This window comes from Achromobacter animicus (assembly GCF_902859585.1).
GTDB lineage: Bacteria > Pseudomonadota > Gammaproteobacteria > Burkholderiales > Burkholderiaceae_B > Achromobacter > Achromobacter animicus.
In genome coordinates, this window is record NZ_CADIJM010000001.1 from 111,686 (window position 1) to 132,975 (window position 21,290).

A 21,290-nucleotide genomic window follows, 5' to 3' on the forward strand; every position below is an offset into this window, starting at 1 on the left:
CCGCCGCCGATGTTGCCCGCCCACCGTTACTACTATCTGCACAATTTCCAGCGCGCGCTGGCGTGGGTCTCGGACCGCTACGCCGACCTGCTGGACGATGACGATTGCCGCTTTCTGGCGGATTTCGCGGCGTTGCCGCAGGCGTCGCAGGCGTTGATGGTGCGCATGCTGATGCGGCGCGGGCCGTGGTTTCGGGCCAGCCGGCTGGTGTACGAAGAGATCCCGGCCGTCGAAGAGGCGGCCGCGGCGCTGGAGGCGCTAGGGTGGCTGGACACGCGGGCGCCGATGTCGCTGGATGAACTGTTTGCATTATTGACCAAGCCCGAGCTGTGCCGTGTGTTCGCATCGCAGGCGGCAGCCAGGCCGGGCCTGCGCAAGGCCGACATGCTCGAGACGCTGCGGGCGGACATGCCCGACGCCCGGCCGTTCTGCGGCTGGGCGCCTGATTCCTTGGAAGCCGTCTGGCGCGTGATGGTGGCGGACCGCTGCGAACGGCTGCGCCTCATGTTTTTCGGCAATCTGCATCAGGATTGGTCGGAGTTCGTGCTGGCGGACCTGGGCGTATTTCAATACGAGACCGTGCCGTTCGATGCGGCGTCGCGGGCGTTTCAGACGCGGGCGGACGTGGACTGTTATCTCGCGTTGCATGCGTGCAGGCAGGCGCTGGACGACGGCGTGGCCGTGGACGACCTGCTGCGGGCGGCAGAGGATTGCATCAGTGGCAACGCCTGGCTGGAAAAGCGCCGCGCCAAGGTGTTGCTGCGCATCGGACAAGCCTGCGAGCGTGCGCAGGATTGGGAAGCCGCCCAGCGCGTGTACGCGGCCTGCGGCTATCCCGGCGCGCGGCATCGGCGCATCCGGGTGTATGAACGGATGCAGCGGTTTGAAGACGCGATGGCGCTGGCCATGACGGCGGCGAACGCGCCCGAAAGCGAAGAGGAAAGCCAACGCGTAGCGCGCATGATGCCGCGGCTGCGTCGTGGGCTGGGGCAGGGCGCGGCGGCGCGTGCGGCAGCGCCCATCCTGCCGCGCACGGAACTGGCGCTGGTCCGCCCGGCGCATCCCTCCTCGGTCGAATACGTGACGCGCGATCACCTGCATCACGACGACGCGCCGGTGCATTACGTCGAGAACGCGCTGATCAATTCGCTGTTCGGTTTGCTGTGCTGGCCGGCCGTGTTCGCGCCGTTGCCAGGGGCGTTCTTTCATCCTTTTCAACGCGGGCCCGCGGACCTGGAAGCGCCGGATTTCCACGCGCGGCGGCAGGCGCACTTCGCGGCCTGCCTGGCGCAGCTGGATACGCCCGCCTATCGCGACGTCATTCTGCAGCGGTACGCGGACAAGGCGGGTTTGCAGTCGCCGTTCGTGTTCTGGGGCGCCTTGTCCGAAACCTTGCTGGCGCAGGCGCTGGACTGCCTGCCGGCTGCGCATCTGAAGCTGTTCTTTACGCGTCTGCTGCGCGACGTGAAGGGCAACCGGACCGGTCTGCCGGACCTGGTGCGGTTTTGGCCGGCCGAGCGCCGTTATGAACTGATCGAGGTGAAGGGACCCGGCGACAAGCTGCAGGACAACCAGATCCGCTGGCTTCAGTACTGCGTGGCGCACGGCATGCCGGTGCGCGTATGCCACGTGAGCTGGTTGCAGGAGGCCGCATGAGCTACGCGGTGGCTGTGCGGGCGTTGTGCGAGTTCACGGCGCGGGCCGGCGATCTTGACCTGCGCTTTACCCCTGCGCCCAGCGGCCTGGAAGGCATGGCGGGGCACGCGGCAGTGACAGGGCGGCGCGGGCCGGACTACGAAACCGAAGTGTCTTTGTCGGGCGTGTTTGGCGATCTGCTGGTGCGCGGGCGGGCCGACGGCTACGACCCGGCGGCCAATCAACTCGAAGAGATCAAGACCTACCGCGGGCAGTTCGACAGCGTGCGCGAGAATCACCGCGTGGTGCATTGGGCGCAGGCAAAGGTGTACGGCCATCTGCTGTGCCAGGCGCGCGGCCTGGCGAACGTGCGGGTGGCGCTGGTGTACTACAACGTCGCGACCGAGGAAGAAACCGTGCTGGTGGAAACGCACGAGGCTGCGGACTTGGCTGCGTTCTTCCAACTGCAATGCGAACGGTTTCTGGCGTGGGCCAAGACGGAACTGGCGCACCGGCAGGCGCGCGATGCGGCGCTTGAGGCGCTGGCATTTCCGCATGGCGAGTTCCGAGCCGGGCAGCGCGATCTGGCTGTGGCCGTCTACCGCACGGCGCGCGATGGCCGCTGTCTGATGGCGCAGGCTCCTACGGGCATCGGCAAGACGCTGGGCACGATATTTCCGCTGCTCAAGGCCAGTCCGGGTACGGGCCTGGACAAGGTGTTTTTTTTGGCGGCCAAAGGATCGGGCCGCGGGTTGGCGGTGGAGGCGCTGGAAACCATCAATGCGCAGCCCGCCAAGCCTGGCTTGCGGATTCTGGATCTGCAAGCGCGTGACAAGAGCTGCGTGCATCCCGATCTGGCGTGCCACGGCGACTCCTGCCCGCTGGCGCGCGGCTTCTACGACCGTCTGCCGCAGGCCCGCGCCGCAGCGGTTGAACACACGCGGCTGGACGCGCCGACCGTGCGCGCCATCGCGCTGGAACACGAGGTGTGTCCGTATTACCTGTCGCAGGAGCTGATCCGATGGAGCGACGTGGTGGTGGGCGACTACAACTATTACTACGACGCCACGGCCATGCTGCATGCGCTGACGCAGGCGCATCAGTGGAAGGTGGCCGTGCTGGTCGACGAGGCGCACAACCTGGTCGACCGCGCGCGCCGCATGTACACGGGCGAGCTCGATCAGAACCGGCTGACCGCCGCGCGGTATGCGGCGCCCAAGGCGCTCAAAAAGCCGCTGGACGGGCTGCACCGGTCGTGGAACGCACTGAACAAGAAGCAGACGGAACGCTATCAGGCGTACGACGCGGCGCCAGCCGGCGTGCTGACGGCAGTGCAGAAGGCGGTGGCGGCCATCACCGAGTTCATCGGCCAGACGCCGCTGCCGCAGGGTGATCCCTTGCTGGGGTTCTATTTCGAGGCACTGCATTTCATGCGGCTGGCGGAACAGTTCGGCTCCCACGCGCTGTTTGACGTGACCCTGGGCGAAGCGGGCGTCAGCAGCGCCAAGACGCCGCCGTCGACGCTGTGTGTGCGCAATGTGATTCCCGCGCCGTATCTGACGGCGCGCTACGCGACGGCGCATGCGACGGTGCTGTTTTCGGGCACGCTCAGTCCGCAGCAGTTCTACCGGGACACGCTGGGGCTGCCCAAAGACACGCCCTGGATCGACGTGGCCGCGCCGTTTCAGGCGGGTCAGCTGGCCGTGCGCGTGGTGGGCAACGTGTCCACGCGCTTTCGCGATCGCGAGCGGTCGCTGGCGCCCATCGCGGACCTGATCGCGCGCCAGTACGACGAGCGGCCGGGCAATTACCTGGGCTTTCTGAGCAGCTTTGACTATCTGAAGCGCGTGACGGACCTGATGCGGGAGCGCCATCCGCAAGTGCCGATCTGGCTGCAGACGCCCGGCATGGACGAGCCAGGGCGGGCGGCCTTTCTGGCGCGGTTTACCGAAACGGGGCAGGGCGTGGGATTCGCGGTGCTGGGCGGCGCGTTCTCGGAAGGCGTGGACCTGCCGGGCAAGCGGCTGATCGGCGCGTTCATCGCGACGCTGGGACTGCCGCAGGTCAACCCCGTGAACGAAAACATGAAGCGCGCCATGGACATGCGTTATGGCGAAGAGAACGGGTACGACTACACGTATCTGTACCCGGGCATGCAGAAGGTGGTGCAGGCGGCGGGCCGGGTCATCCGGACCGAACACGATGAGGGCACCGTGCACCTCATCGATGACCGCTATCGGCGCGCCAAGGTGCGCGGGCTGTTGCCGGGGTGGTGGCGGGTGGACTGATCGCGCGAGCCGCTAGGCGGGGCGCGCTTCGGGATGTGGTTCGGGATGCGCCGGCGAGCGGAGTTCGGTCAGCGGCTGGTTGGGATCGCGCGACAACTGATAGCCGTACCAGAGGCTGCGCGCCATGCGCTTGGCCATTTCCTGCGCGGCATCGGCCAGGGCGCGATTCGGCAGGGCGTCGGTGGTCTCACCAAAGAGGACCAGCCAGCGTTCGAAAAGCTCGGCTTTCAGGTTGGGCATGGCCGCGTGTTTGGGCATGGGCATGCCGGTGAACCGCCGCGTGCCCAGGATAACGGCTGACCAGAAGTCCGAGAGCGTGGCCAGGTGTTCGTCCCAGTCGTGGACCATGCCGTTGAAGATGGGCCCGAGCGCTTCGTCGGCGCGCGCCTTGGCGTAGAAGGTATGGACCAGGTCCTGGATTTCGGCTTCGGTGCAGATGTCGGCGGGGGCGGTATCGGTGGCGATGTCGTGCGTGGTCAAGATGGTCTCCGGGCGGGGGGCAGGAGGCGATCTTAGGGCGAGGGTGGAAGCACGCGGGTTGATATGGCTCAAGCGGCGCGGCGTAATTTATTCGGACGCGTGCTCGGACGGGATCGGGATCCGTTTTCGGCAATAATGATATCCATTCTTATTAAGGCGGATGGATATGCGACAGATGAACGGGCGGCGCAATGGCCTGACTTCGACGGTATTGGCGGTTGCGTTGAAAGCGGCATTAACGGCTGCGCTAGCTGCGACAGCGCCGGGCGTGGCGGTTGCACAGTCAGCGCAAGGCGCGGTCATGCCGCAGGGCCATGCCGACAAGCCGCTCCCCATGCAAAAGGGTGAATTCGTGGCGGGAACGTGGTCGGCGGACAGCGGCGTGACGCTGGATCTGCTGGACCCGCAAGGGCGCCATGTCCGCCGCCTGAGCGACCGCGAAAAGCCGGCCGGCGTGCTGATGCTGGTGGGGCCGGCCGATGGCGTCTATACCGTACGGGCGCAGGGGCAGGGTGCGTATGAATGGTCCGTGACCGAACGCCTGCCGCTGGCCGAACAGCATGCGCCGGCGCCCTCGCTGGACAGCCCGCGCCTGACCGCGCTGGCGCAGACGTTGTCGCAGGGCGGCACGACGGCCACGTTCTGGGAAGAGATGAAGCGGCAGGGCACGCCGCTGATCGAGCCGGCAAACGCCACGCACGACCGTGTGACCTTCTTGTGGCAGGGCGCGGAACGTAACGTGCGCTTGTTCGGCGGTCCGTCAACGGACCACGCGCAGCTGTCGCGGCTGGGCGATTCCGACGTCTGGTACGTGAGCTTCCTGGTGCCCAAGACGGCGCGCCTGTCGTACCGGCTTGCGCCCGATGTGCCGGAACTGCCGGGGACCGGCATGGCGCGGCGGCGCGCGATTCTCGCCACGGCGCAGGCCGACCCCAACAATCCCAAGGTCTATCCCGCACGCGGCATCGACGCGTTCCAGACCTATTCGGTGCTGGAACTGGCGGACGCGCCGCCGCAGCCGTGGGTCGAGCCGCGCGCGGGCGTGCCCGCCGGCAGTGTCGAGGCGCTGGAACTGCGCAGCGACATCCTGGGCAATACGCGCACGATACATCTGTACCGGCCGGCGGGCTGGAAGCCCGATGGCCCGGACAACCACGTGCTGGTGCTGTTCGACGCGGGCGCCTATCTGGGACGCGTGCCCACGCCCACCATCCTGGACAACATGATCGCGGCCGGCGTCATTCCCCCGACTGCGGCCGTGCTGATCGACAACCCCACCGCAGACTCGCGCGGCCGCGAGTTGCCGCCCAATCCGGATTTCGCCGACTTCCTGGCGCGCGAGCTCATGCCGTGGGCGCGCAAGCAGGGCATTGCAGCGCCCGCGGCACGCACGGTGATTGGCGGGTCAAGTTATGGCGGCCTGGCGTCGTCGTATGCGGCGTTGCGTCATCCCGAGGTCTTCGGCAATGTGCTGAGCCAGTCCGGCTCGTACTGGTGGTCGCCGCCCGGCGAGGAAGACCAGTGGCTGACGCGGCAATTCGTGGCGGTGCGCACGCTGCCGGTGCGGTTCTTCCTGGGCGCGGGCCTGTTTGAATCGGGGCGCGGCGGCCAGCCCGGCATCCTGGAGACCAACCGACATCTGCGCGACGTGCTGCGAGCCAAGGGTTATCTCGTGACCCATCGCGAGGTGGCGGGTGGCCACGATTACCTGAGCTGGCGCGGAACCTTGTCGGACGGGTTGCTGGAATTGATCGGCAAGAACGGTCTGGCGCGGCAGTAGACGGGGCGCCGGGCGGCGCGGCATGCTGCCGTTGTCCTGCCGGTGTCCGCGGCGCGCGGAAGCCTTCACGCCCTGGGCGCGGCGTTGCCGATTTGCGTAGTATTGTCGCGATGCGCGCGGCCGGCCGCCGCGCTGCGCCCAATGACAATACGCGCGCCCGGCGGATCCGCGGCGCGCGCCAAGGAGACGAACGCCCATGCCTATCCCCGCCCCGCTCAATGACATCGTCGCTATGCCCGCGCACGCGCTGTCGGATGCCATCCGCAGCCGCCGGGTGTCCTGCCGTGAAGTGATGCAGGCGTACTTGGCGCATATCGACCGGGTCAATCCCAAGCTGAACGCCATCGTCGCGCGCCGCGACAGTGACGAGCTGCTGCGCGAGGCCGATGCGCGGGATGCGCAGTTGGCCGCGGGACAGTGGCAGGGATGGCTGCACGGCATGCCGCAGGCCCCCAAGGACCTGACCGCCGTGCGGGGCATGGTCACGTCGATGGGGTCGCTGGTCTACAAGGACGTGGTGACGGCGCACGATTCGATTCTGGTCGAGCGCATGCGCGCCGCCGGCGCGATCTTCATCGGCCGCAGCAATGTGCCGGAATTCGGCCTGGGCTCGCACACCTACAACAAGGTTTATGGCGCCACGGGCAATCCGTATGACGCCACCAAGACCGCCGGCGGCAGCAGCGGCGGCGCGGCGGCGGCGCTGGCGGCGCGCATGCTGCCCGTGGCCGACGGCAGCGACTTCGGCGGCTCGTTGCGCAATCCCGCGGCGTTCTGCAACGTGTATGGGATGCGTCCGTCGGCCGGGCGTGTGCCGTCCGGTCCGTCGCCCGAAGTCTTCCTGAAGCAGCTTTCCTACGAAGGCCCCATGGGGCGCACGCCGCGCGACGTGGCCTTGCTGTTGTCGGTGATCGCCGGCCACGACAAACGCGCGCCGCTGTCGCTGACGGACGATCCGGCGCAATACGCGCAGCCGCTGGATGCGGACTTGTCCGGCAAGCGCGTGGGCTGGCTGGGCGATTGGGGCGGCTACCTGGCGATGGAACCCGGCATCCTGGATCTCTGCGAAGCGGCCTTGAAGGATCTGGAGACCGCGGGCTGCCAGGTCGATGACTACCAGGTGCCTTTTGCGGGCGACCGGCTATGGCGTATCTGGCTGGCGCACCGCCACCTGATGGTGGGCGGGCAGTTCCATGCCCTGGTCAACAATCCCGAAACGCGCAAGCTGGTCAAGCCCGCGCTGATCTGGGAGGTCGAGGGACTGGAGGGCTTGACCGCCCGCCAGATCTATCAGGCGACCGAGGAACGCAGCGCGTGGTATCAGACGGTGCTGCGCATGTTTGAAGACGTCGACTTCCTGGCGGTGCCGTCAGCGCAGGTGTTTCCGTTCGACGTGAACCTGGATTGGCCCAAGGAGATCGCGAGTCGGCCGATGGATACGTATCACCGTTGGATGGAGACCGTCACGCCGTGGACGCTGGCCGGTTGCCCGGTCATCAGCGTGCCCGTGGGCTTTAACGCCGAAGGGCTGCCGATGGGCATGCAGCTTATCGGTCCGCCGCGCGGCGACCTTGCCGTGCTGCAACTGGCCCATGCGTACGAAAAGGCGCGTGATTGGGTGCAGGACAGGCCGCCGGTTGCGCTGTGGGAGGCTGCGGGCTGACCCGCCTGCCGCGTCTGTAAATTTCGCCGGCTGACCCGCCGGCCGCATCCAGAAGCATCGCCGGTTCAGCTGCCGGCGTACCCCCGCTAACAAAGGACGCTTGATTTTATGTAATAGAACTTTGCATTTTCCCGACAAGCTAGCCATGTTTTGCGTTTTCCTGCGTTTTTCATGGCTGTGATGCGGCACCTTTGTAATAATTGTCGAAATTTCCCACATTCGAGCAGGAATGCGCTGATTGCCGGCGGGGAAATACCCAGGGGCGTCCCGGCAGGGCGTCGACGAGTCGATACAGTACAAAGGTCTCCCGGTATGAAGAATGTGACGCTCCGCCAAAGAATCATGGCCAGTTTTCTGGCCATTCTTGCCATCATGACGTTGATGGTGGTGGTGGACTACCGGCGGCTTCTGGATGTCGAAGCGGAAGCGCAGATGATCAACACCGACGCCGTGCCCGGCATCTACTACAGCACGTCGATCCGGGCAGCATGGTTCGCCGGCTTCGTGGTCGTGCAGGACGCCTTCAATGCGCCCACCGAGGCCGAGCGCCGCGCCGCGCTGGAAGCCTTGCCGCGCAACGACCAGCAGCTTGAAGAACACATCGACTTCTACCGGCGCACCATCGCCCGGCAGGACGACCAGCAGATGTTCGACGACTTCCAGAAGGAATTGCTGGAGTACAAGCGCATCCGCGCCGACATCCTGACGCCGGCCCTGTTGGCGGATCCGGCGCGGGCACAGACGCGGATCCTGACCGAGTTGCGGCCGTCGTTCTACCGGGGACGCGACATCCTGGCCAGGATGGTGATCGAAAACAAAAAGCAGGCGGATGATGCTGCGGTGAGCATCCAGAAATCCGTGGAGTCGGCCGAGACCGGAATGCTGGTGTCCCTGCTGATGGCAATTGCCGCGTCCATCGTGTGCGGCTACCTGCTGATGCGCGCCATTGCCAACCCCATGCACGACATCGTGAAGACGCTGGAAGCGACGGGCGGAGGCGACCTGACGCGGCGGCTGAAGCTGGCGCGCAACGACGAATTCAACGCCATCGAGACCGGCTTCAACGGCATGGTCGACGAGCTGACCGGCCTGGTCGGCCGGACGCAGCGCTCGGCCGTGCAGGTGGCCACGTCGGTGACCGAAATTGCCGCCACGTCCAAACAGCAGCAGGCCACCGCGTCGGAAGTCGCCGCCACCACCACCGAAATCGGCGCAACGTCGCGCGAGATCTCGGCGACCTCCCGCGAGCTGGTGCGCACCATGACCGAAGTCTCCAGCGCGGCTGAGCAGACCGCCACGCTGGCCGGCAGCGGTCAGGTGGGCCTGGCGCGCATGGAAGACACGATGCGCAACGTGGTGGGCGCGGCGGGCTCGGTCAACGCCAAGCTGGCGGTGCTGAATGAAAAGGCCGGCAATATCACGCAAGTCGTGACGACCATCACGAAGGTGGCCGATCAGACCAACCTCTTGTCGCTGAACGCGGCGATCGAGGCCGAGAAGGCGGGCGAGTACGGCCGCGGCTTCGTGGTGGTGGCCACCGAGATCCGCCGCCTTGCCGACCAGACCGCGGTGGCAACCTACGACATCGAGCAGATGGTGCGCGAGATCCAGTCGTCGGTGTCGGCCGGTGTCATGGGCATGGACAAGTTTTCCGAGGAAGTGCGCCGCGGCATGGCCGACATGCAGCAGGTGGGCGACCAGCTCTCGCAGATCATCCAGCAGGTGCAGACGCTTGCGCCGCGCGTGCAGATGGTCAACGAAGGCATGCAGGCGCAAGCCACCGGGGCCGAGCAGATTAACCAGGCCCTGCAGCAGCTCAGCGACGCGGCCCAGCAGACGGTGGAGTCGCTGCGGCAGTCCAGCCTTGCGATTGAAGAGCTGACACTGGTGGCCAACGACCTGCGCAGCGGCGTGTCGCGCTTCAAGGTGTGATCGCGTCCATGACTGCTCCTGCCGTCCGCGCCCGCGCTGCCGCGAGCCACGCCGGCTCCGCTCGCCGACTGTACCTGCTTTTCAGAATTGGCGCGGATCGCTATGCGCTGGACGCCGGGGATATTGCCGAAGTGCTGGGGCTGCGCGTCTTCAAGCAGGTGCCGGGTGCACCCCATTGGGTGGCGGGCTTGATGGAGCGCCGCGGCGTTGCCGTGCCGGTCATCGACATGAGCGCGCTGGCCGGCGCGGGCACGTTCGCCGCCGTCACCAGCACGCGCGTGGCGTTGGTGCGATACCGGCCGGAACACTCTGACGCCGAGCGGCTGCTTGGGCTGATCCTGGAACAGGCCACCGAAACCGTCCACTACGACCCGTCTGGGTTTCAGCCGCATGCGCTGGACAATGCCGAGGCGCGTTATCTCGGTCCGGTCCTGACCGACGCGCAAGGCATGGTGCAGGCCGTTTCGGTCAATGATCTGCTGCCCGCCTATGTGCGGGCGCTGCTGTTTCCGTCTGACGGCAATGCGTCGGCAGCCGAGGCGCAGCCATGAGCCTGGTCGAGGAATTCAGCGGGCTGCTCAAGCGCCGCATGGGACTGGACAGCGGCTCCATCGGCCAGGCGGCCGTCGAGCGCGCGGTGCGGCACCGGATGCATGCGGCCGGCGTGGACGATGAGCAGGACTATCTGATGCGCGTGCAGGCCTGGCCTGAAGAAATGCAGCAGTTGATCGAAGCCGTGATCGTGCCCGAGACCTGGTTCTTCCGGTATCCGGAATCGCAGGATGCGATGGCGGCGCTGGCACGCGAGCGGTTGTTCGCGCCTGGCTGTGAAGGGCGCATGTTGCGCGTGCTGAGCGTGCCGTGTTCCAGCGGCGAAGAACCGTATTCGATTGCCATGGCGCTGCTGGATGCGGGCGTTCCGCCGCATCGGTTTCATGTAGATGCCATCGACATCAGCGTGCGCATGGTGGAATTCGCCCAGCGCGCCGTGTACGGCCGCAATTCGTTTCGCGGAGGCGATCTGGCGTTCCGCGATCGCCATTTTTCAGAGGTGCCGGACGGCCATCAATTGGCTGCGCGCGTGCGCGGGCAGGTCCGGTTCCAGCCGGGCAACCTGTTTGATCCGAACCTGTTGGCGGGCGCTGCGCCGTATGACTTCGTGTTCTGCCGCAACCTGTTGATCTATTTCGACCTGGCGACGCAGGAACGGGCAGTGCAGGTGCTGCGCCGGTTTGCGCGCGATGACGGTGTGCTGTTCGTGGGACCGGCCGAGACCAGTCTTCTGACCGGCCGCCGCCTGCCTGCCGTGCCGCTCGCGCGGTCCTTTGCATTCCGCGCCAAGCCTGCGCCCGCGCCGGCAGAGATGCCGGCTGCTGCGCGCGCGCCGCTGTCCGGCCAGGGTCCGATCGTTCACGCCTGGACGCCGCCGCGCCGCCCGGTCGCGCAGACGCCCGCGCCGCGGCTGCCGGTGCCACATGCGGCAATTTCCGATACGCCATCCGCACCGCCCGCCGCCGCAACGGGGCTGGCCGCGCAGACGTCGCTGCGCGAGATCGCCGCGCTGGCCGATCTGGGCCGGGTGCGCGATGCGATGGCGAAATGCCAGGCGCACATCGAGATCCACGGCGCCAGCGCCGACGCGCTGCATTTGCAAGGTCTGCTGCTGGATGCGGAAGGGCAGTCGCGGCAGGCGCAGGCCGCGTACCGCAAGGCCTTGTATCTGGACCCGAACCACCGCGAGGCGTTGCTGCATCTGGCCGCGCTGGTGGCGTCAGATGGCGATCATGAGGGCGCCCGCCGCCTGCAAGCGCGCGCGGCGCGCGGGGAGGCGCGACGTGACTGACGCGATCCAAGCCCTGTCCGGCGTGGACGACTGCTGGAACCGCATCGGGATACGCGGCGACAAAAGCTGCCCGCAGCTTGCCGAGCATGTGCATTGCCGCAACTGTCCGGTGTATGCCGCGGCGGCCAAGCGCATCCTGGACCGCCTGCCGCCCGCCATGGAAGCGGCCGACGAGGCCGCTCCGCCGCAGCATTCGGCCAATCTGTCCTCGCTGCTGGTGTTCCGGCTGCACCGCGAATGGATGGGCCTGCCGACCCGGTCGCTGGACGAGGTGGCCGGCACGCGCGGCATCATCAGCCTGCCGCACCGGCGCGATCCGGCGGTGCTGGGCGTGACCAACGTGCGTGGCACGTTGACGGTGTGCGTGTCGCTGCCGCGCCTTTTGGGCCTGGATGCCGCGGCGCCGCAGGCGCGGGAGCGTCCTGCCACCGCCCGCATGCTGATTTTCGGCGGCGCGGGCCGCGCCGTGGTGCTGCCCGTGGACGAAGTCGAAGGCATGCACGAAGTGGACCTGGAGGCGCTGGAGCCGCTGCCGTCGACGGTGCAGGGCGCAAGCCTGAAGTATTCGCGCGGCGTGGCGCGCTGCGGCGGCCGCGCCGTCGGCGTGCTGGACGAAACCCTGCTGATGCAGGCATTGGAACGGAGCCTCGCTTGAATCCCGATCAGATGCGCGACGCCTCGCTCCTCGAGCTGTTCCAGATCGAGACCCGCACCCAGGTGCAGGTCTTGAACGACGGGCTGCTTGCCCTGGAAAAGAACCCCACGTCCGCGCCGCACCTTGAAGCCTGCATGCGCGCCGCGCATTCGCTCAAGGGCGCGGCGCGCATCGTGGACCTGCATCCGGCGGTGCGCATCGCGCACGCCATGGAAGACTGCCTGGTGGCCGCGCAGGAAGGCCGTCTGCTTTTGCAAGCCGCCGACATCGATGCCTTGCTGCTGGGCACCGACCTGCTGCAGCGTGTCGCAACGCCGGGCGTGGAACTGGACGCCGAGATCGGCGATCTGGTGGCGCGGCTGAGCAGCGCGCCCAATCTGCCCAACGCCTCCAAGGCGCCCAGCACGTCCGGCACGCCGCCGGCGCCGGGCCCGCGCGCGGGGCGGCCGTCGGACTACCTGCCGCCCATCGTGCGGATCGAAGACGAGCCTGCCGCCGCCGCGCCGGCTGCCGCCGCAAAGCCGACCGCACCCGCCACCCTGCCATCGCGCCGCAGTTCGGACGGCAGCGTGGGCGAGGGCGAGCGGGTGCTGCGCGTGACCGCCGACACGCTGAACCGCCTGCTGGGCTTGTCCAGCGAGACCCTGGTCGAATCGCAATGGGTGGGGCCTTTCAGCACGGCCATGCTGCGGCTGCGGCGGATGCAGACGGGCGCGGCGCACGCGTTGGACGGCCTGCGGGCCGTGCTGGCCGATCAGCAACTGGACGCGCGCGGCCAGGCCGCATTGGACGACGCCCAGCGCATCCTTGAACAATGCCAGCGTGAACTGACGCAGCGCGCCAGCGAAGTCGACGAATTCGGCTGGCGCATGAATCATCTGACGCGGCGCCTTTATGACACCGCGCTCGCCTGCCGCATGCGGCCCTTTGGCGACGGCGTGGGCGGCATGCCGCGCATGGTGCGCGATCTCGGCCGTTCGCTCGGCAAGCAGGTTCGCCTTGAAATCGAGGGCGAAAACACGCAGGTGGACCGGGACATCCTCGAAAAGCTGGATGCGCCGCTCATGCACCTGCTGCGCAACGCCGTGGATCACGGCATCGAGGCGCCCGACGTCCGCGAACGCGCCGGCAAGCCGGCCGAGGGCCTGATCACGCTGTCGGCGCGCCATTCGGCGGGCATGCTGCTGGTCGAACTGGCCGACGACGGCACCGGCATTTCGCTGGACCACCTGCGTGAAGAAGTCGTCGAACGCAAGCTCACCAATGCCGAGACCGCGTCGCGCCTGAGCGAAGCCGAGCTGCTGGAATTCCTGTTCCTGTCGGGTTTCAGCACGCGTGACGAGGTGACCGAGATATCCGGGCGCGGCGTGGGGCTGGACGTGGTCCAGACGATGGTGCGCCAGTTGCGCGGCGCAGTACGGGTCTACCAGCAGCAGGGGCGGGGCACGCGCTTTGTGCTGGAGATGCCGCTGTCGCTGTCGGTGGTGCGCAGTCTGCTGGTCGAGGTGCAGAACGAGATCTACGCGTTTCCGCTGGCGTACGTCAGCCACGCGTTGCAAGTGGACGCCCAGGACATCGAGCAGCTCGAAGGCCAGCAGCATTTCCGGTTCCAGGACCGGCAGATCGGCCTGGTGTCGGCGCGCCAGATCCTGCGCGCCGGCGAGGCCGCGCCAGCCACGGATACCTTGTCCGTGGTGGTGGTGGGCGACCATGACCGGCTCTACGGCATTGCCGTGGACCGCTACGTGGGCGAGCGCACGCTGGTCGTGCAGCCGCTGGATCCCCGCCTGGGCAAGGTGCAGGACGTGATGGCGGGATCGCTCATGGATGACGGCACGCCGCTCCTGATCCTGGACGTCGAGGACATGCTGGTGTCCGTCCAGAAGCTGATCGAGGGCGGGCGGCTGTCGCGGGTCGACAGCGGGTCGGGCGCGGCGGCCACGCGCCGCCGCAAGCGCGTGCTGGTGGTGGATGATTCATTGACGGTTCGCGAGCTTGAGCGCAAGCTCCTGTTGAACCGCGGCTTCGATGTGGCGGTCGCCGTGGACGGCATGGATGGCTGGAACATGCTCCGCAGCGAGGACTTCGATCTGATCGTGACCGACGTCGACATGCCGCGCATGGACGGTATCGAGCTGGTGTCGCGGATCAAGGCGGATCCCAGGCTGCAGACCCTGCCCGTCATGGTGGTGTCGTACAAGGACCGGGAAGAGGACAGGCAGCGCGGGCTGGATGCCGGCGCGGACTACTATCTGGCCAAGGGCAGCTTCCATGATGATGCGCTGCTCGACGCCGTTGAAGACCTCATCGGGAAGGCACGGACGTGAGAATCGGGATCGTCAACGATATGCCCCTCGCCGTCGAAGTCCTGCGGCGAGTCATTACATTGGAACCCGGCCTGGAGGTCGCCTGGACGGCGTCCGACGGTCTGGAGGCCGTCCAGCAATGCGCCCGCGACCGTCCCGATGTCGTGCTGATGGATCTCATCATGCCCGTCATGGATGGCGTCGAGGCCACGCGCCGCATCATGGCCGAAACCCCCTGCGCAATCGTTGTGGTCACCTCCGACGTGGCGGGCCACACGTCGCGCGTTTTTGACGCCATGGGTCACGGGGCGTTGGATGCGGTGGACACGCCGGTGGTCGGCGCCGCCGACATGCGCACCGCGGCGGCCCCGCTGTTGCGCAAGATCCGCAACATCGGCTGGCTGATCGGCCGTTACGGCAATCGTGCCGCATTGACGCCGGTCAGCAAGCCTGCGGCGCCCGCCAGCACGCGCCGGCTGCTCGCGGTGGGCGCGTCGGCCGGCGGCCCGGCGACACTGGCCCAACTGTTGCGCGACATTCCCCTGGATTTTCCGGCCGGCATCGTGCTGGTGCAGCACGTGGACGCGTCGTTTGCGGCGGGCATGGCGGACTGGCTCAATGACCAGGTGCCGCTGCCGGTCAGGCTGGCGCGCGAAGGCGAACGGCCGTTGCCCGGCCAGATCCTGCTGGCGGGCACGGATGACCATCTGACGTTGCTGGAGGATGGTACCCTCCGGTACACGGATTGCCCGCGCGAAAGCCTGTATCGGCCCTCCATCGATGTCTTCTTTCATAGCGTCGCGCAGCACTGGCGCGGCGTCGCGGTCGGCGTGCTGCTGACCGGCATGGGCCAGGACGGCGCGCGCGGCCTGAAGGCGCTGCGCGAGCGCGGATGCCTGACCATCGCACAAGACCAGGCCACCAGCGCGGTCTATGGCATGCCGAAGGCGGCCGCGGCCATGCAGGCCGCGGTGGAAATCCGGCCGCTCGAACAAATCGCGTCCCGCGTCATTCAGGCTTTCGCCTGAGCCGCGGCACATCGTTAGCATCAAGGACTCACTATGCTCCCATCCCCCGACGACACGGTCTCCGCGGATCTCAATTCGCATGGGGCGATGGTGTTGCTCGTCGACGACCAGGTCATGGTTGGAGAAGCGATCCGGCGCGCGCTCGTGCCCGAGGGCAACATCGATTTTCACTATTGCTCGGACCCTTACAAGGCCTTGAGCGTGGCGATCCAGACCCGGCCCACGGTCATCTTGCAGGATCTGGTGCTGCCCGGCGTGGACGGCCTGAGCCTGGTGCGCGAATACCGCGCCCATCCCGTCACGCGCGACATCCCCATCATCGTGTTGTCCACCAAGGAAGATCCCGCCATCAAGAGCGCGGCCTTCGCGACAGGCGCCAACGATTACCTGGTCAAGCTGCCGGACTCCATCGAGCTGATCGCGCGCATCCGCTACCACTCGCGTTCGTACATGGCGCTGGTGCAGCGCGACGAAGCCTATCAGGCGCTGCGCCAGAGCCAGCAGCAACTGCTGGAAAGCAATATGGAGCTGCGCCGGCTGACCAATTCGGACGGCCTGACCGGCCTGGGCAATCGTCGCTATTTCGATGAATACCTGAATGCCGAATGGCAGCGCGCGGGACGGGACAGCCGCGAGATCAGCATGCTGATGATCGACGTGGACCACTTCAAGTCCTACAACGACACCTATGGCCACATCGCGGGCGACGAAGCGCTCAAGCGCGTGGCCAACACCATCTTCGCCAGTTGCGACCGTTCCACCGACCTGGCGGCGCGTTTTGGCGGCGAGGAGTTTGCGCTGGTGCTGCCGGGCACGCCGGGCGGCAGCGCGCGGCTGGCGGCCGAAAAGCTGCGCCGCGCCGTGGAAGCCATGCAGATTCCCCAGCGCGACGCGGGCTTTGGCCCGTGGCTGACTGTCAGCATCGGGCTGGCGACGGCGGTGCCGCAAGAGGGGCAGCCGTGCACCGAACTGATCCAGGCCGCGGACCGGGGCCTGTATGAAGCAAAGCGGCAGGGGCGCAACCGGGTGGTGCCCGGACAGCTCTGATGCGCGTGCCTGCCGCCCCGTTTGCTAGCGGGGTTGGCGGCGGCTGATGCCGGAAGCGCCCAGCATCAGCAACAGGCTGACGGCAACGGCCACCGTGGCCATCGCCATGCCTTCTCCCACTGATCCCTGCTCGAACTGCCGCCACACGAAGATCGACACGGTCTGCACGCCGGCCGGCGCCAGCAGCAGCGACGTCACCAATTCCCGGGACGCCACCGCAAACACCATCAGCATCGACGCCGCCAGCCCGGGCAACACCAGCGGCAGGACGATGCGCCGCAGCGCGCGCGCTGCGCTGGCGCCATGGACCCGCGCCGCCGCTTCCAGGTTGGCGCCGATCTGCGCCAGGGCCGCGCCGACATACCGCACCGGGTAGGGCAGAAGCAGGCAGGTGTACGACAGCAGCAGGATGGCCCAGGTGCCGTAGGGCGTGGCCGGCCAGAACGGCTGGTTCCACGCCAGGATCAGGCCGACGCCGACCACCACGCCGGGCAACGCCGCAGGCAACAAAGCCAACGCGTCGATCAGCGCGGCCCCGCGTACGTGCCGCCCCGCGATGCACCACGCCGCCAGCAGGCCGACCGCGCCCGCCAGCAAGGCGGTCCCGCTTGCCAGCGACAGGCTGGTCGACAAGGCTACCCAGGCGTCGCCACGCGCATCGAACAGCGCGGCAAAATTGGCCAGCGTCAGATTGCCGGCCGCGAGGCCGCCCGACACGTTGCGCGTCAGCGCGGCAGCCAGCATCGAGGCCAGGGGCGCCGCCACCGCAATCAACGCCACCGTGGCAAAACCCAGCAGCACGGGGGCGCGCCATGGGCCGAGTTCAACGCGCGCCAGCGGCGCAGGCTTGCCCGTCGTGGTTTCGAAACCCCGGCCCGCCAGCGCGGCGCGTTGGACGGCGTAGGCGGTCAGGGCCAGCGCCACCAGCACCAGCGACAGCAGCGATGCGCCGGGCAGGTCGATGGGCCAGTCGGCGAGCCGGCGTTCGATGGCGGTGGTCAGCACGGCAACGCCGGATTGCGAGCCCAGCGCCGCGGGTACGCCGTACTCCTCGATGGCGAGCGTGAACGCAAGCAGCAGGCTGGCGGCAATGGCAGGCAGCGCCAGCGGCAGCGTGACGCGCACGAAGGCGCGCCATGGACCCGCGCCGAATACGCGTGCCACGTCCGCCATCCGCGCGCCGGTGGCGGCCATGCTGCGCGAGACGGCGAAGTACACGACGGGAAAGATCGCCAGGCCCATCGCCAACGTCACGCCGGCCGGCGAAAACAGCAGCGGGCCAAGATTGAAGCCCGTCAGCTGTTCCAGATAGCCGCGCGGCTGCAATGCCATCGTCCACGACAACGCGGCGATGTACGGCGGAAGCAGAAAGGGAACCAGGAACAGCAGGTCCCACATCCGCGCCAGCGGCACGCGGAAAAGCCCGCGCAGGGCACCAAGCGGAATGCCGATGGCCGCGCTGACCGCCGCCACGCCAAGGCCCAGTTTCAGCGTGCCGCCGATCAGGCTGAGCGTGCCGGGACTGCCCAGCGTCGCAGGCCAGGCGCCGAACGGATCGCGTAGCGAACCTTCGCCCAGATGGGGAAAGACGGCTTGCAGCGCCACGAACGCCATGGGCAAGGCGACGAGCACCGCCAGGGCGGCCAGGGTGGCGGCCGCCAGGAGATAGATGCTTTTCATGGAGGGGATCGGATGCCGGGCAGGCCGGCATCCCGGCCTGTCAGTGTTGGCCGAAGATCCGGCCGAAGCGGGTCAGCACCTCGGCCCGGCTGGCGCCGGATTCGGTGGCGGTGTCGGGCAGCAGGGCCAGATCCTTGAACACCGGCCGCTTGGCCGCCACGTCCTGACGCGCGGGCATCAGCCAGGCGTCCGCCACGGCGCGCTGGCCTTCTTCGGACAGCACGTAATCCACGAACTTGCGCGCCTCGTCTGCCTGGCGCGCGGTCTTCAGGATCATCATCGGACGCGGGGCGATGGCGGTGCCGCTGGACGGGAAGATGACCTTCACCGACTCGCCCTTGGCGACGCTGGCATACGACACGTAATCCACCGCGCCGAACACCGCCGCCTTGGCGCCTTGCAGCACTGGCGTCAACGCCTGGGCGTTGGGGCCGGAGATCGTCATGCCGTTGTCGCGCAGCGTTTCGAACAGCTTCCACGCGGCCTCGCCCTGGGCGTTTTGCAGACCCAGCAGCAGGTCGAGCGACGCGCCTGACAGGGCCGGATCCGGCATGGTGACCAACTGCTTGAATTGGGGGGCGGTCAGATCTGACCAGTCGCGCGGTTCGGGCGTGCCGCTCTTCGTGTTCCAGACGATGCCCAGCGCCGAGATGCCTTGCGCGACATAGGTGGGCGCCTTGAAGCGCGCAGGCACCTGCGCGGCGTTCGGGCTTTCGTAGGCCATCAGCCAGCCGCGCTGGTCCAGGTCCTGGGCGGTGTCCCACGAGGCCGAGATCAGCACGTCGGCGCGCGGGTTGGCCGCTTCGGCCTCCAGGCGCGCCATGACCTTGCCCGTGGTGGCCTGGAACACGTCCACCTTGATGCCGGTCTTGTCCTGGAAGCCGGCTGCCAGTTGCTTGATGAGGCCGCCCGGTCCGGCGGTGTAGACGGTCAGCGCCTTGGCCTGGCCCGAGGCCAATCCGATAGAAAGCGTCATGAAGAGCGTTGCGAGTAGTTGGGAAGAAGGTGCGAGTGACATTTAAGCAGAGTCCTTGTTGACCGACACGAGTTCGGCGATGCGGCCGTTTTGCATGCGGGCGATCGTGTGCGCCAGCGCATGGGCTTCCTCGTGGTCGTGGGTGACGTAGACGGCGGTCGTGCCGATGCGGCGCAGCAGCGCGCCGATCTCGGCGCATAGCGTTTCGCGCAGCGTCCGGTCCAGGTTGGAGAGGGGTTCGTCGAACAGCAGCACGCGCGGGCGGGCGACAATGGCGCGCGCCAGCGCCACGCGCTGCTGCTGGCCGCCGGACAGGTCGGCAGGGCGGCGTTCGGCATGTTCGTGCAGGCCGACCATGGCAAGGGCGTCGCGCACGAGCGCGGGACGCTCGCGGCGCGAGACGCCCCGCATTTCAAGCGGAAAGCCCACGTTGCTGGCCACGCTCATGTGCGGCCAGAGGGCGTAGTCCTGAAACACCATGCCCAGGCCCCGGCGTTCCGGCGGCTCGTGCTGGCCCGCGCCGCTGACCACCGCGCCGCCGAACCGGATGTCGCCGAGCTGCGGCCGCAAGAGGCCGGCCAGCGCCTTGAGCAGCGTGCTCTTGCCGCAGCCGGAGGGCCCAAGCAGCGCCAGGACCGTGCCCGCAGGCACGTCCAGGTCCACGCCGTCCAGCACCGTATGGCCGTTGAACGCATGCCGCAGGCCGCGCACGGCGATGGCCGTGCCGCCGGCATTGGAGGCGGGCGCGTTCAAAACCGATGCCGCATGCCGAGGTTCAGGCCGAACTGGTTCTTGCCCGGTTCGACGTTGGCGCCATACTTGCCGCCGACCACGCTCAAGGACGATTTGTCGTCGTTGATGGCGTAAGCCGCCACCGCGTACAGCGTGGTGCGCTTGGACAGATCGTATTCATTGCCGAGCACGATCATGGTCGACTTCTGGCCCGTGCCGGCGGCCTGTACGGCGGGGCAGGCGGCATTGTTCATGTCGTCGCACACCGAGTCGTTCAGGTGGTAGACGGCAGCCGACAGGCGCATGTTGCCCTGCGGCTTGTAGCTGGCGCCCAGCCACGTCATGTTGTTCTTGTAGCTGCGCTGCGTCAGCTTCTGGTCCAGCCAGCGGTAGCCGGCGTAGACCTTGACGTCCTCGAAGTCGTACGACACGCCCGCGACCACGCGGTCTTCGCGGTTGCCGCTGTTGGCGCCCGTCTTGGGCTTGTCAGCGTTCTTCGAGTGATACAGCACCGCGGCGTCCAGACCGCCCGACTTGTAGCGCAGACCGCCGCCCACCATGCGTCCGAGCTTGCTGTCATCGAACGACTGTTCGTTGTTCCAGCCGAAGCTGTAGTAGCCGCCGACGGACAAGGCCCCCAGCTTGCCGACATACATGACGGCGTTGTCGGTACGGTCCGAGAACGCGGCGTCAGGCCGCTTGATCGAGAAGTTGGCGTTGTCGAACGGGTTGTACTTGCTCATCCATTCGATCATCAGCGTGTTGTGGCGCCCCAGCGTCAGGCGGCCCCACGTGTTGCTGGAAAAGCCCACGTAGGCCTGGCGCCCGAACAGCCGTCCGCCTTGCAGCGTGGTGCCGTTGCTGGAGTCAAAGCCGTTTTCAAGCACGAAGATGGCGGAAACGCCGTCGCCCAGGTCCTCGGAACCCTTCAGACCCCAACGCGAACCGTTCAGGTTGCCTGCGCTCATGCCCGTCTTGCTGTTGCCGTCGGGACCGTTGCTGAGGTACTGCAGGCCGGTGTCGATCAGGCCATAAAGCTGGACCGAGGTGGCGGTGGCGGCGAGCGCGGCGGGCGCTGCCAGGGAGAAAGCGGACAGGCAGGCGCCAGCCGCCGCAATGCGGAGTGTCGATTTCAAAATGAAAGTCCTCTTTGGGATTCAATCGGAGCCGACACTCTAGGGGCGTGTTGCTACACGTCGATGACACTGCCCCCCATGCATTGCCACTGCCTTGCGGGCGAGCCGC

Annotated in this window: 16 protein-coding genes; 11 read left to right on the top strand and 5 right to left on the bottom strand. The window is 67.4% G+C overall.

Annotation, left to right across the window (positions count from 1 at the left end; all coding sequences use genetic code 11):
- The first annotated feature begins 9 nt into the window (after nucleotides 1-9).
- A complete protein-coding gene (locus tag HV681_RS00500; RefSeq protein ID WP_175121201.1) occupies nucleotides 10-1,656 on the top strand; it encodes a VRR-NUC domain-containing protein in 1,647 nt (548 codons plus the stop codon).
- Complete coding sequence (locus HV681_RS00505) at nucleotides 1,653-3,923, top strand: ATP-dependent DNA helicase (protein WP_175121202.1); 2,271 nt, start codon at nucleotides 1,653-1,655, stop codon at nucleotides 3,921-3,923. Before HV681_RS00500 ends, HV681_RS00505 begins: the two co-directional genes overlap by 4 nt.
- A gap of 12 nt (nucleotides 3,924-3,935) precedes the next feature.
- Here the strand turns inward: HV681_RS00505 and HV681_RS00510 are convergent, their stop codons facing one another.
- Nucleotides 3,936-4,403: a group III truncated hemoglobin gene (locus HV681_RS00510; protein ID WP_254594844.1), complete on the bottom strand. Its 468-nt coding sequence runs from the start codon at nucleotides 4,401-4,403 to the stop codon at nucleotides 3,936-3,938.
- A gap of 301 nt (nucleotides 4,404-4,704) precedes the next feature.
- On the opposite strand from HV681_RS00510, the gene fes reads away from it, so the two are divergent.
- The 9 genes from fes (at nucleotide 4,705) to HV681_RS00555 (ending at nucleotide 16,657) form a co-directional block, all read left to right on the top strand.
- Complete coding sequence (gene fes / locus HV681_RS00515) at nucleotides 4,705-6,183, top strand: enterochelin esterase (protein WP_254594845.1); 1,479 nt, start codon at nucleotides 4,705-4,707, stop codon at nucleotides 6,181-6,183.
- A 196-nt stretch (nucleotides 6,184-6,379) separates the two neighbouring features.
- Nucleotides 6,380-7,846 (top strand): amidase, encoded by a 1,467-nt coding sequence (locus HV681_RS00520; protein WP_175121203.1) that lies wholly within the window; start codon nucleotides 6,380-6,382, stop codon nucleotides 7,844-7,846.
- Nucleotides 7,847-8,158: 312 nt separating this feature from the next.
- A complete protein-coding gene (locus tag HV681_RS00525; protein WP_175121204.1) occupies nucleotides 8,159-9,778 on the top strand; it encodes a methyl-accepting chemotaxis protein in 1,620 nt (539 codons plus the stop codon).
- An 8-nt stretch (nucleotides 9,779-9,786) separates the two neighbouring features.
- Complete coding sequence (locus tag HV681_RS00530; protein ID WP_175121205.1) at nucleotides 9,787-10,329, top strand: chemotaxis protein CheW; 543 nt, start codon at nucleotides 9,787-9,789, stop codon at nucleotides 10,327-10,329.
- A complete protein-coding gene (locus HV681_RS00535; RefSeq protein ID WP_175121206.1) occupies nucleotides 10,326-11,621 on the top strand; it encodes a CheR family methyltransferase in 1,296 nt (431 codons plus the stop codon). Before HV681_RS00530 ends, HV681_RS00535 begins: the two co-directional genes overlap by 4 nt.
- A complete protein-coding gene (locus tag HV681_RS00540) occupies nucleotides 11,614-12,276 on the top strand; it encodes a chemotaxis protein CheW (RefSeq protein ID WP_254594847.1) in 663 nt (220 codons plus the stop codon). The genes HV681_RS00535 and HV681_RS00540 overlap by 8 nt, the downstream gene beginning before the upstream one ends.
- Complete coding sequence (locus HV681_RS00545) at nucleotides 12,273-14,603, top strand: hybrid sensor histidine kinase/response regulator (protein WP_175121208.1); 2,331 nt, start codon at nucleotides 12,273-12,275, stop codon at nucleotides 14,601-14,603. The genes HV681_RS00540 and HV681_RS00545 overlap by 4 nt, the downstream gene beginning before the upstream one ends.
- Entirely contained in the window at nucleotides 14,600-15,610 is a 1,011-nt protein-coding gene (locus HV681_RS00550) for a chemotaxis response regulator protein-glutamate methylesterase (RefSeq protein ID WP_175121209.1), read from the top strand. The genes HV681_RS00545 and HV681_RS00550 overlap by 4 nt, the downstream gene beginning before the upstream one ends.
- A 33-nt stretch (nucleotides 15,611-15,643) precedes the next feature.
- Nucleotides 15,644-16,657 (top strand): response regulator, encoded by a 1,014-nt coding sequence (locus tag HV681_RS00555; RefSeq protein ID WP_175121210.1) that lies wholly within the window; start codon nucleotides 15,644-15,646, stop codon nucleotides 16,655-16,657.
- A 24-nt stretch (nucleotides 16,658-16,681) separates the two neighbouring features.
- Here the strand turns inward: HV681_RS00555 and HV681_RS00560 are convergent, their stop codons facing one another.
- The 4 genes from HV681_RS00560 to HV681_RS00575 are packed head-to-tail and all read right to left on the bottom strand — an operon-like array spanning nucleotide 16,682 to nucleotide 21,181.
- Nucleotides 16,682-18,337, bottom strand: coding sequence for an ABC transporter permease (locus HV681_RS00560; RefSeq protein WP_175121211.1), 1,656 nt, complete (start codon nucleotides 18,335-18,337; stop codon nucleotides 16,682-16,684).
- 40 nt (nucleotides 18,338-18,377) lie between these two features.
- Nucleotides 18,378-19,313 (bottom strand): ABC transporter substrate-binding protein, encoded by a 936-nt coding sequence (locus HV681_RS00565; RefSeq protein ID WP_175121212.1) that lies wholly within the window; start codon nucleotides 19,311-19,313, stop codon nucleotides 18,378-18,380.
- A 42-nt stretch (nucleotides 19,314-19,355) separates the two neighbouring features.
- Nucleotides 19,356-20,066, bottom strand: coding sequence for an ABC transporter ATP-binding protein (locus HV681_RS00570; protein WP_175121213.1), 711 nt, complete (start codon nucleotides 20,064-20,066; stop codon nucleotides 19,356-19,358).
- Nucleotides 20,063-21,181, bottom strand: coding sequence for a porin (locus tag HV681_RS00575; protein WP_175121214.1), 1,119 nt, complete (start codon nucleotides 21,179-21,181; stop codon nucleotides 20,063-20,065). Before HV681_RS00575 ends, HV681_RS00570 begins: the two co-directional genes overlap by 4 nt.
- Between the last annotated feature and the right edge of the window lie 109 nt (nucleotides 21,182-21,290).

Excerpts from the sequence above, each read along its gene's own strand:
- HV681_RS00500 (WP_175121201.1), top strand. The coding sequence starts at position 10 with ATGTTGCCCGCCCACCGTTACTACTATCTGCACAATTTCCAGCGCGCG.
- HV681_RS00505 (WP_175121202.1), top strand. The coding sequence starts at position 1,653 with ATGAGCTACGCGGTGGCTGTGCGGGCGTTGTGCGAGTTCACGGCGCGG.
- fes (WP_254594845.1), top strand. The coding sequence starts at position 4,705 with ATGCCGCAGGGCCATGCCGACAAGCCGCTCCCCATGCAAAAGGGTGAA.
- HV681_RS00520 (WP_175121203.1), top strand. The coding sequence starts at position 6,380 with ATGCCTATCCCCGCCCCGCTCAATGACATCGTCGCTATGCCCGCGCAC.
- HV681_RS00525 (WP_175121204.1), top strand. The coding sequence starts at position 8,159 with ATGAAGAATGTGACGCTCCGCCAAAGAATCATGGCCAGTTTTCTGGCC.
- HV681_RS00530 (WP_175121205.1), top strand. The coding sequence starts at position 9,787 with ATGACTGCTCCTGCCGTCCGCGCCCGCGCTGCCGCGAGCCACGCCGGC.
- HV681_RS00535 (WP_175121206.1), top strand. The coding sequence starts at position 10,326 with ATGAGCCTGGTCGAGGAATTCAGCGGGCTGCTCAAGCGCCGCATGGGA.
- HV681_RS00555 (WP_175121210.1), top strand. The coding sequence starts at position 15,644 with ATGCTCCCATCCCCCGACGACACGGTCTCCGCGGATCTCAATTCGCAT.
- HV681_RS00560 (WP_175121211.1), bottom strand. The coding sequence starts at position 18,337 with ATGAAAAGCATCTATCTCCTGGCGGCCGCCACCCTGGCCGCCCTGGCG.
- HV681_RS00565 (WP_175121212.1), bottom strand. The coding sequence starts at position 19,313 with ATGACGCTTTCTATCGGATTGGCCTCGGGCCAGGCCAAGGCGCTGACC.